At 50.3% G+C, this 9,153-nt stretch carries 6 protein-coding genes and 1 pseudogene; 6 read left to right on the plus strand and 1 reads right to left on the minus strand.

Translation table 11 applies throughout. The features are described 5' to 3' along the window. From ACWYRJ_RS19810 to ACWYRJ_RS19820, 3 genes and pseudogenes are all read left to right on the plus strand, one after another. Positions 1-262: pseudogene (locus ACWYRJ_RS19810) on the plus strand (hypothetical protein); the annotation flags it as partial. 61 nt (positions 263-323) lie between these two features. Next, entirely contained in the window at positions 324-1,598 is a 1,275-nt protein-coding gene (locus ACWYRJ_RS19815; protein WP_455508475.1) for an HlyD family secretion protein, read from the plus strand. Beyond that, the gene (locus tag ACWYRJ_RS19820; protein ID WP_111963939.1) at positions 1,591-3,708 is read left to right on the plus strand and encodes a peptidase domain-containing ABC transporter; all 2,118 of its coding nucleotides are present in this window, start codon (positions 1,591-1,593) and stop codon (positions 3,706-3,708) included. The genes ACWYRJ_RS19815 and ACWYRJ_RS19820 overlap by 8 nt, the downstream gene beginning before the upstream one ends. A gap of 156 nt (positions 3,709-3,864) precedes the next feature. Here ACWYRJ_RS19820 and typA read toward each other — a convergent pair whose 3' ends face one another. Further along, on the minus strand, positions 3,865-5,688 hold the full coding sequence (gene typA / locus ACWYRJ_RS19825) for a ribosome-dependent GTPase TypA (protein ID WP_008501854.1): 1,824 nt from the start codon (positions 5,686-5,688) through the stop codon (positions 3,865-3,867). Between the two features lie 376 nt (positions 5,689-6,064). On the opposite strand from typA, the gene glnA reads away from it, so the two are divergent. The 3 genes from glnA to ACWYRJ_RS19840 all read left to right on the plus strand — a co-directional run. Then, complete coding sequence (gene glnA, locus ACWYRJ_RS19830) at positions 6,065-7,474, plus strand: glutamate--ammonia ligase (RefSeq protein WP_008501856.1); 1,410 nt, start codon at positions 6,065-6,067, stop codon at positions 7,472-7,474. Positions 7,475-7,644: 170 nt separating this feature from the next. Further along, positions 7,645-8,694, plus strand: coding sequence for a nitrogen regulation protein NR(II) (gene glnL / locus ACWYRJ_RS19835; protein ID WP_008501857.1), 1,050 nt, complete (start codon positions 7,645-7,647; stop codon positions 8,692-8,694). An 11-nt stretch (positions 8,695-8,705) separates the two neighbouring features. After that, positions 8,706-9,153, plus strand: a 448-nt coding sequence (locus ACWYRJ_RS19840) for a response regulator (protein ID WP_455508476.1), incomplete at its 3' end; no start/stop codon positions are given.

Below are 9,153 nucleotides of genomic sequence, written 5' to 3' on the forward strand. Positions count from 1 at the left end.
CTTTATTGTAGGTGGGCCAGTTGGTGATTTTGAACTTTTGCTTTGCCACGGAACGGTCTGCGTTGTCGGGAAGATACGTGATCTGATCCTTCAACTCAGCAAAAGTTCGATTTATTCAACAAAGCCTCTGAAAGCACATCCTTTAGCGGTGGTTGCTCGGTTAACGTTGGTGGTAAAAGCGGTGGTTCATCAAAAGGTAATGGTGGTTCGAAAAGTGGCGGTGGCCGCCAGGGTAATGATCACGGTAGACATTAATTCCTGAACCATTATAACTCATAGCCGCTGATATTTGGCGGCTATTTCCACCCCGCATGAGGCCAGATATGTTTCGCAAGGAAGCTATTGAATATCAGATTAAACGGTGGGAAGGGAAAGCTGTTCTTCTGCCGGGCATCCCTTTTGCTCTTATCATATTGCTCAGCATTTTTTTTATTGCTTCCATTTCTATTTTTATTACCAAAGGTTCCTACACCCGTCGCGTCATCGTTCACGGTGAAATAACCACTTTCCCTGGCTCAGTGAATATCTCTGCATCAATGCAGGGTACAGTCGTGCAGAGTTTTGTTAATGAAGGCGATCGCGTAAAAAAAGGTGATGCTCTCTTTCTCATTCATTCGGGTGTATCGACGCAATCAGGCCTGGTTGATGAGAATAAAAAAAAGGAGATCGCGCTACAGATAAAGAGTATCAGCGTAATGATGGCAAATTTGAACTCTTCGAAAAACCGTACGCTCAACGCGCTGACGACTCAAAAAGATCATTATCAGTCCAGTTTTAATACCTCATCTGGGCTACTGGTGCAGGCTGAGCGGGAACTGCATCAGATTGAGAAGAACGTTAACGATTACCGTGGTTATCAGGAAAAAGGTCTGGTCACCAAAGACCAGATGAGTAGCCAAAACGCACTACTCTACCAACAGCAGAGCAATGTTTCTGACCTGGTCGCCAGAAAATCACAGGACCAGGTTCAGATCGATGCGCTCAATCAGCAAATCCAGTCCCAGAGCGCTGATTATGACCAACAGATTTACCAGCTTGAGCAACAAATATACGAACTGCAAAAAGAAAAGTTAAATACAGAAGCGGAAGGTAATTATGTCATCGTGGCAACAGCCGATGGCTTAATCGACTCCATCAATACGGCGCAAGGTAAGATGATCGGCGCAGGCGATGTACTGGCGCGAGTTCAGCAGAATATCCATTCACCATGCTATCTCGAAACCTGGGTTCCGGATGAAGTTCTTCCTTATCTGGCGATTGGCCAGCGCGTTAATGTTAGTTACGACGCCTTTCCTTATGAAAAATTTGGTCAGTTCAGGGCATCAATATCAGCAATATCCAGGCTTCCGGCATCGAAGCCAGAACTCCTGTCAAAGCAGACCATCGCACATGAATTCTATGACGATAAAAAGTCCTGGTACAAAATCATGATCAAACCTGACCTACAGTCTGTGCAAGTTCATGGAAAACAACTCTCACTGAGCCAGGGAGCCAAAGCGCAGATTTCTCTTTTCCTTGAAAAGAGACATATCTATGAGTGGTTATTATCGCCATTTTACGAAATGAAAATGAGCGTAACGGACGCGGGTAATGAATAATCTTTATACACTTGAGACGCTGCTGCGCAAGTTGGATCTGAAAATATTTAAACGCATCCCAGTTGTTTTTCAAACCGAAGCGTCCGAATGTGGCCTGGCCTGTCTTTCAATGATATGCAGTTTTTATGGCAAGCAGGTGGATCTACTGCAACTCCGGCAACAATTCAATTTGTCATCACGTGGGGTCAACCTCAATGCGATAAAAGCAATTGCCAGTGAACTGGAGATGTCGTCACGCGCATTGTCCGTGGACCTTCAGGAATTACATGACGTGCGTAAGCCCTGCATATTGCATTGGGATTTTAACCATTTTGTCGTACTGATTAAGGTCGATAAGAACAGCGCGGTGATCCACGACCCTGCGTTTGGACGACGGGTGATTAGCATGCCCGAATTGTCCCAACATTTTACTGGTGTTGTGCTTGAGGTATGGCCGGGAACCACTTTCTCAGTTCAAAAGAAGCAAAACAGGTTAAAAGCGACCACGTTATTAAAGAATATCAATGGACTGATAACTTCACTGACGAAGGTATTTTTCTTATCGCTGGTGATTGAGTTGATCAGCCTGCTAATGCCTGTGGGGACACAATTAGTCACGGATAATGTGATTGCATCCGGAGATTACGGTTTACTTAATATCATCTGTCTTGGGTTGTTTATTCTGATTCTGTTACGTTTGACGGTCAGTGTCATACGCTCCTGGACCACGCTGGTACTGGGAACACTCATCGACGTCCAGTGGAGTTTTAGCCTCTTTTCTCACCTTATTAAGCTACCGACCACCTATTTTGAAAGACGCAAACTGGGGGACATTCAGTCTCGCTTCCACTCGCTTGATGTTATACGGGCCACTTTTACCACAGGTTTGACTGGTAGCATTATTGATACGCTAATGCTCATGGGTTTGCTGGTAATGATGTTTTTATACAACCTGCAGCTCAGCATGATAGTGGTCTCTTTTACCGCAATATACACCTTCATTCGGTTTGCTACCTATCGATACTATCGCCAGCTATCCGAAGAAGAGTTAATCAAGGAAGCACGCCTTAATTCTTATTTTATGGAAACCCTGTACGGTATCGCGACGATTAAGATTCAGGGGATGACTGACCTGAGAATCAATAACTGGTTTAATCTTTTTTCAGATAAGGTCAATACAGGCATTCGTTTGACGCGAATGGATCTTTTCTTTGGTGGCGTCGTCTCTTTTATCGCCGCCTGCGACCAAATTGTTATCCTGTGGGTTAGCGGCAGGCTGATGATGGATAGTCATTTAACCATCGGTATGTTTATCGCATTTAACACCTTCAGGAGTCAGTTCTATGACCGAATAAATGCCCTGATCAACTTTATCATTCAGCTGAAGATCATCAACTTACACAATGAACGCGTTGCCGATATTGCGCTGCAGGAAGCATCTTCTTCAACGGCCACCAGCCCGCTGCGTTTACCACACGGAGCCTTAACGCTCGAAACTCAGGATCTGACTTACCGTTATGATAACCATGCGGACCCTATCTTCAGCAAACTGAATCTGACCATTCATGCCGGAGAGAGTATTGCTATTACGGGCGTATCGGGTTCAGGTAAAAGCACCTTGATGAAAGTGTTGTGCGGTTTATTCGAACCGTCGAACGGCTGCGTCCGAATTAATGGCATTGATATTAAGCAACTTGGTTTCGAGCATTATGCTGAACGCATTGCCTGTATCATGCAGGAAGATAAGCTGTTTTCAGGCTCAATCAAAGAGAATATCGCCGGTTTTCGGCCTGACATTGACGAGCAGTGGATGGTGCAATGCGCTATCGCAAGCCATATTCATAATGACATTTTAAAGCTACCAATGGGTTACGAGACACTGATTGGTGAACTTGGGGAAGGGTTGTCCGGCGGTCAAAAACAGCGGATTTATATTGCCCGGGCATTATACCGTAAACCGGGTATTTTATTCATGGACGAGGCGACCAGCCACCTTGATAAAACCAGTGAAAGTCAGGTCAATCAGTCTATACAGGCGATGAACATTACGAGGATTATTATCGCGCATCGCGAAACCACGATTTCATCGGCAGATCGGGTGTTCGTGATAAATGGAGCAGAGTTACCCTAATCCGTGAATTTCGCAGGAAAAAGATAGCGTTGGGACATAACTCCCCCGGGTAATGAAGAATTCTGGCGATCATCGAATAAAAAAGCCGCTGAGGGATCAGCGGCTTTTTACCGGCCGGGTGGTACATGCGCTTACCCGACCTATAGATTGACCGTATTACTCTTCTTTCGCACCGCGCATTGCACGTTTACGATCGTTCTCGGTCAGGTGACGTTTACGGATACGGATAGACAGCGGAGTCACTTCTACCAGTTCGTCGTCATCGATGAATTCCAGAGCCTGCTCCAGGGTCATCTTGATCGGTGGAACCAGAACCGTTGCTTCGTCAGTACCGGACGCACGCATGTTGGTCAGTTTCTTACCGGTCAGGCAGTTTACGGTCAGGTCGTTAGAACGGCTGTGAATACCGATGATCTGGCCTTCGTAAACTTCAGCACCGTGACCCAGGAACAGCTTACCGCGATCCTGCAGACCGAACAGCGCAAACGCAACCGCTTTACCCTGACCGTTGGAGATCAGCACGCCGTTGTTACGCTGGCCAACTTCGCCCGGACGCACGTCGTCGTAGTGGCTGAAGGTGGAGTACAGCAGACCGGTACCGGAGGTCATGGTCATGAACTCAGAACGGAAGCCGATCAGGCCACGGCTTGGGATCACGTAGTCGAGACGTACGCGGCCTTTGCCATCTGGATTCATGTTTTTCAGGTCGCCTTTACGCTCACCCAGCGCCTGCATCACAGAACCCTGGTGCTGCTCTTCAACGTCCAGCGTCACGTTTTCGAACGGCTCTTGTTTACGGCCGTCGATTTCGCGGAAGATAACTTTCGGACGGGAAACCGCCATTTCGAAACCTTCACGACGCATGTTTTCGATCAGAACAGACAGGTGCAGCTCACCACGACCAGAAACGCGGAATGCATCAGCGTCTTCGGTTTCTTCAACACGCAGCGCAACGTTGTGCACCAGCTCTTTGTTCAGGCGGTCAAGGATCTGACGAGAGGTAACGAACTTACCTTCTTTTCCACAGAACGGAGAGGTGTTGACGTTGAAGAACATGGTAACGGTTGGTTCATCAACAGACAGGGCTGGCAGCGCTTCCACGTTCTGCGGGTCGCAGATGGTGTCAGAGATGTTCAGCTCGCCCAGACCGGTGATAGCGATGATGTCGCCCGCTTCAGCCAGATCGCTGTCGATACGCTCCAGACCCAGGTGAGTCAGCACTTTGCCAACTTTACCGTTACGGGTTTTGCCTTCGCTATCGATGATAGTAACCTGCTGGTTTGGCTTCACTTTACCGCGTTTGATACGACCGATACCGATGACGCCAACGTAGTTGTTGTAGTCCAGCTGGGAGATCTGCATCTGCAGTGGACCATCCAGATCAACATCCGGTGCCGGTACGTGATCGACAATCGCCTGATACAGCGGGGTCATGTCTTCCGCCATATCTTCGTGATCCAGACCCGCGATACCATTCAGCGCCGAAGCGTAAATGATAGGGAAGTCCAGCTGTTCGTCGGTCGCGTCGAGGTTAACGAACAGGTCGAATACCTGATCAACAACCCAGTCAGGACGTGCGCCAGGACGGTCAACCTTGTTGATAACAACAATTGGTTTCAGGCCATGGGCAAATGCTTTTTTGGTCACGAAGCGCGTTTGCGGCATCGGGCCGTCAAATGCGTCAACCACCAGCAGCACGGAATCCACCATGGACATCACGCGCTCAACTTCACCACCGAAGTCGGCGTGCCCTGGGGTATCAACGATGTTGATACGGTAGTCATTCCATTTAATCGCGGTGTTTTTCGCGAGGATGGTAATCCCACGCTCTTTCTCCAAATCGTTGGAGTCCATCACACGCTCTTGAGTTTCGGCACGCGCATCAAACGTACCGGATTGCTGCAGCAGCTTATCAACCAGGGTAGTTTTACCATGGTCAACGTGCGCGATGATGGCGATGTTACGCAAATTTTCGATCACAACTTTGCCTCAGGCATTAGAAATAGCGCGTTATTGTACACGGATTAATCGCACTACAAAACAGGATCACAAACATCCTCCGCAAACAAGTATTGCAGAGATGCTTTGTGATCGCTTTCACGGAGCGAAAAAGGGCACTTTAACGTAAATTGCACCAATATGGTGCTCAATGTTCACATTGAAGCACTATACTGGTGCAACCAATCCATCGTGGTGCAGCCCTTTTGCACTATGGTGCGCATGATAACGCCTTTTTGGGGTGATTTAAAAGTTGGCACAGATTTCGCTTTATAAAAAATACATGGCAACAGCCAGTACAAACAGAAACTGAAGACCTCGTTACCACGACGACAATGACCAATCTGGAGAGTTAAGTATGTCCGCTGAACACGTTTTGACGATGCTGAACGAACATGAAGTGAAGTTTGTTGATCTCCGCTTCACCGACACCAAAGGTAAAGAACAGCACGTCACAATCCCTGCTCATCAGGTGAACGCCGAATTCTTTGAAGAAGGCAAAATGTTTGACGGCTCCTCCATTGGTGGCTGGAAAGGCATTAACGAATCCGACATGGTTCTGATGCCAGATGCGACCACTGCGGTCATTGATCCGTTCTTCGAAGAACCAACCCTGATCATCCGTTGCGACATCCTCGAGCCAGGCACGCTGCAGGGCTACGACCGCGACCCGCGTTCTATCGCTAAACGCGCTGAAGAGTACCTGCGTTCTACCGGCATCGCAGACACCGTTCTGTTCGGGCCAGAGCCAGAGTTCTTCCTGTTCGATGACATCCGTTTCGGTGCTTCTATTTCTGGCTCCCACGTTGCTATCGACGACATCGAAGGTGCATGGAACTCCTCCACCAAATATGAAGGTGGTAACAAAGGTCACCGTCCTGGCGTTAAAGGTGGTTACTTCCCGGTTCCTCCGGTCGATTCTGCACAGGACATTCGTTCCACCATGTGTCTGGTGATGGAAGAGATGGGCCTGGTTGTTGAAGCTCATCACCACGAAGTGGCGACTGCTGGTCAGAACGAAGTGGCAACCCGCTTCAACACCATGACCAAAAAAGCGGACGAAATTCAGATCTACAAATACGTTGTGCACAACGTTGCGCACCGTTTCGGTAAAACCGCGACCTTCATGCCAAAACCAATGTTTGGCGATAACGGTTCCGGTATGCACTGCCACATGTCTCTGTCCAAAAACGGTACCAACCTGTTCTCTGGCGACAAATATGCTGGCCTGTCCGAGCAGGCGCTGTACTACATCGGCGGCGTAATCAAACACGCTAAAGCGATCAACGCCCTGGCGAACCCAACCACCAACTCCTACAAGCGTCTGGTCCCGGGCTACGAAGCGCCAGTGATGCTGGCCTACTCTGCACGTAACCGTTCTGCTTCTATCCGTATCCCGGTAGTAGCGTCTCCTAAAGCGCGTCGTATCGAAGTACGCTTCCCGGATCCAGCGGCTAACCCATACCTGTGCTTCGCAGCACTGCTGATGGCCGGTCTGGACGGTATCAAGAACAAGATCCACCCGGGCGAAGCGATGGACAAAAACCTGTACGACCTGCCGCCAGAAGAAGCGAAAGAGATCCCACAGGTTGCTGGCTCTCTGGAAGAAGCCCTGCAGGCGCTGGACGCAGACCGTGAGTTCCTGACTGCAGGTGGCGTATTCACTGACGACGCTATCGATGCTTACATCGCACTGCGCACTGAAGAGAACGACCGCGTGCGCATGACTCCGCATCCGGTTGAGTTCGAACTGTACTACAGCGTTTAATTAAGTTGTTTTACCCGGCGTGACAAGCGCCGGGAGTAGTTGCCGTGGAAACTTTTAGCCCATCTCCGGATGGGCTTTTTTCTCCACCAACAATCTGATCTCACGCGCTTTTTACGCCGAAAACGCTATACTGCACTAAATTAGTGCAAACGACTCCAGGAGACTGCTGAATGGCAACTGGCACGCTGCCCGATGCTGGGCAGATCCTCAATTCTTTGATTAACAGCATCTTGCTGGTCGATGACGAGCTGGCCGTTCATTACGCCAACCCGGCGGCACAGCAGCTGCTTGCCCAAAGCGCACGTAAACTATTCGGTACCCCGCTTCCGGAACTCCTGAGCTACTTTTCGCTGAATATTGGCCTGATGCAGGAAAGCTTACAGGCAGGCCAGGGTTTCACCGATAACGAAGTGACGCTGGTGATCGACGGGCGCTCGCACATTCTGTCGCTAACCGCGCAACGTCTTCCCGAAGGCCTGATCCTGCTGGAAATGGCGCCGATGGATAATCAGCGTCGACTGAGCCAGGAGCAGCTTCAGCATGCGCAGCAGATTGCAGCCCGTGACCTCGTGCGCGGTCTGGCGCATGAAATCAAAAACCCGCTGGGTGGGTTACGCGGCGCGGCGCAGCTTCTGACCAAGGCGCTGCCTGACCCTGCGCTGGCGGAATATACCAACGTCATCATTGAGCAGGCGGACCGTCTGCGGAATCTGGTAGACCGTCTTCTCGGTCCGCAGCAGCCGGGAATGCACGTCACTGAAAGCATCCATAAAGTGGCTGAGCGGGTGGTGAAGCTCGTCTCAATGGAGCTGCCAGAGAACGTCACGCTGGTACGTGATTACGACCCAAGCCTGCCGGAACTGGCCCATGACCCGGACCAGATTGAGCAGGTCCTGTTGAATATTGTGCGTAATGCTCTGCAGGCGCTGGGACCTGAAGGCGGCGAGATTATTTTACGCACCCGCACCGCCTTCCAGCTCACGTTACACGGCGTGCGCTACCGGCTGGCCGCCCGAATCGACGTTGAGGATAACGGGCCCGGCATTCCATCGCATCTGCAGGACACCCTGTTCTACCCGATGGTCAGCGGCCGCGAAGGCGGAACCGGCCTGGGCTTATCCATTGCCCGCAGTTTGATCGACCAACACTCTGGAAAAATTGAATTTACCAGTTGGCCGGGACATACCGAGTTTTCGGTTTTCCTGCCGATTAAAAAATAAAGGTGACGTTTATGCAACGAGGGATAGTCTGGGTAGTCGATGACGATAGCTCCATCCGTTGGGTGCTTGAACGCGCGCTCACAGGGGCAGGATTAAGCTGCACGACGTTTGAGAGCGGCAGCGAAGTGCTCGACGCACTCACCACTAAAACGCCCGATGTTCTGCTGTCGGATATCCGTATGCCGGGCATGGACGGGCTGGCGCTGTTAAAGCAGATCAAACAACGCCACCCTATGCTACCGGTCATCATAATGACCGCGCACTCCGATCTGGATGCCGCAGTGAGTGCCTATCAGCAAGGGGCGTTCGATTACCTGCCCAAACCGTTTGATATCGACGAAGCGGTGGCGCTGGTTGAACGCGCGATTAGCCATTATCAGGAGCAGCAACAACCACGCCACGCGCCCGATTTTGGGCCAACCACCGACATCATTGGCGAAGCGCCGGCGATGCAGGACG

It is taken from the genome of Enterobacter sp. (assembly GCF_977039595.1).